This window comes from Lacihabitans soyangensis (genome assembly GCF_024343775.1).
Taxonomy (GTDB): domain Bacteria; phylum Bacteroidota; class Bacteroidia; order Cytophagales; family Spirosomataceae; genus Leadbetterella; species Leadbetterella soyangensis.
The window spans coordinates 1-1,972 of sequence record NZ_RJUF01000091.1 but is presented as its reverse complement, the minus strand read 5'-3'; the positions used below and the strand labels follow the sequence as shown (position 1 = coordinate 1,972).

The window sequence follows — 1,972 nt, the reverse complement described above, 5'->3', positions numbered from 1 at the left end:
CCCGGTTTTTTAATAGGGTTCTTTCAATCTTGATAGCGGTCAACTCACTTTTAAAAGTGTCGTTTTCGGAGGTCAATTTTTTAATAGTGTCTTGAAATGCTTGACGTTCTGAGGTTTGCATAATTTTGTAGGGTTAGAGATTATAAGTTTCTTCAATTTGGTTAATGTAGCTTTGGGGTAATTGGAACACCCTAACGGCCTTAAGTTTGGCCGAAAATTCATGCTCATATTCTCTAATTATTTTGTCAGGGAATACAAGTTCATCGCATACGATTTGCCAAAGGACTAGATCAATTATTTGCGGTTTACGCAAACGGGCGTAAAACTGAGGGCGGGTAAGTCCGAAAAACTTAAACCATTCTACACGGAAGTGTTTTTGCTTTTCTTCGATACTTTCAAAATAGTACTTTTCGAGTGGTGAAAAAGGTAGGGCTTTAATTGGTTCGCTCATTACTTGTATTGTTTTTGTTAACACTTTGTATTAAATTTCTTTACAAATGTATGTAAGATTATTCGGACTATGCAAGCATATTGTGTAATATTTTTAAGACAATGCAAAAATTAAAAGACATCATCGACCAGCGTATTGCCGCTAAGGGCTATACTAAAGATTTAATTATCAATGCAATAGGTATGAGCCGGGCGGGTTGGTATTCGGCCTTAGAAAAAGAAAGTTTTAGTCTGAAAAATTTCAAAAAATTGTCTGATTTATTAGACATTGAACCAAACAAATACTTTGAGTATGGAAGCGAAATTGATATATATCAATTGAAAGAGCCTGAAATTCCTTACCGTAAAGTAAAAAACTATACTAATGAAGTGTTAAAAAGTGAGGGTTCAGAGAGTGAAACGGTAAAGGAGTTATTGAAACAAAACGCAGAACTGATAGCCATAATAAAGAATCTTACGAAATGAAACTAAGAACAAAATTAGTAACATCATACATAACAATCTTATTATCAATTATTTATAACATTCCCGTAGGGTCACGGAGTAAGCCGTATTTAGTTGTTTATCAGCTAGATACGGCTTTCGTGTTTTAGTAACATTTAGTAACATGAAACATAACATTTATGTGGCAGGCACGCCACAAAGAACTGATTCCAAAGGATTTGAGGGGGTTAGATTAGTGGTATCATTTGGAGGCAAACAGATGAAAATAGCCACAGGCGTACATTGGAAGCCTATTTTTATCAATAAGGACGGAATAATTCAAGGGGATGCACCTCTAAAAGAATATTTACAGGCCAGCAAAAAAATAAATGATCTTAAGCTAAAAATTTCGGAGCATTTAGAAACAAACACCGAAACAACGCCGGCCAGAGTAAAATTAATTTTACAGAATAGACCCACAACAGATTTTGTTTCATACGCATACGCCAAACTACTTGATAGGCATCAGAAATTAGAAATTGGGTATAATACATACAAAGCACAAAAAGAATCAATTGCACGGCTTGAAAACTTCAAAGGTAAAATTGCTTTTCAGGACATCAATTTATTAATGCTCGAATCTTACAAACTATGGCTTAAGAATCAGAAGTATAAACGCAATACCATTTGGACATCGCTCAAAGATTTCAGAACCTACCTAAACACCGCTATTGAAGACGGCATACAAGTTGATTACCCATTTGGCAAAAAGTTCAAAATGCCAAAAGGCCAAAGGCGTATAAAATTCCTACACGAAGACGAATTTCAAAAAGTTAAGGCTTATTACGAAACCACTACGAACGTTTACCACCGTGAAGTTTTGAGGGCTTTTTTGTTTAGTTGCTACACAGGATTAAGGATTTCGGACGTGCAAGCCATAACAGGCAAAAACATCATAAATAAAACTTTGGTATTTGAGCCACGCAAAACAAAGGATTCAGAAACTAAAGAATTTACAGACATTGAAATTCCGCTACACCCTTTTGTAATAGCGAACTTACCGGGTAAACTACAAAAAGAAATTCCAATCTTTCAAAAC

The 1,972-nt window shown here is 35.1% G+C and carries 3 protein-coding genes; 2 read left to right on the top strand and 1 reads right to left on the bottom strand.

The window, feature by feature from the left end:
- Window positions 1-133: 133 nt before the first annotated feature.
- A complete protein-coding gene (locus tag EGI31_RS14505; RefSeq protein ID WP_255036426.1) occupies window positions 134-451 on the bottom strand; it encodes a hypothetical protein in 318 nt (105 codons plus the stop codon).
- A 101-nt stretch (window positions 452-552) separates the two neighbouring features.
- Between EGI31_RS14505 and EGI31_RS14500 the strand changes: the two genes are divergently transcribed.
- Window positions 553-915 (top strand): hypothetical protein, encoded by a 363-nt coding sequence (locus EGI31_RS14500; protein ID WP_255036425.1) that lies wholly within the window; start codon window positions 553-555, stop codon window positions 913-915.
- 142 nt (window positions 916-1,057) lie between these two features.
- Window positions 1,058-1,972 (top strand): tyrosine-type recombinase/integrase (locus tag EGI31_RS14495; RefSeq protein ID WP_255037554.1); only part of this gene is annotated, 915 nt, incomplete at its 3' end.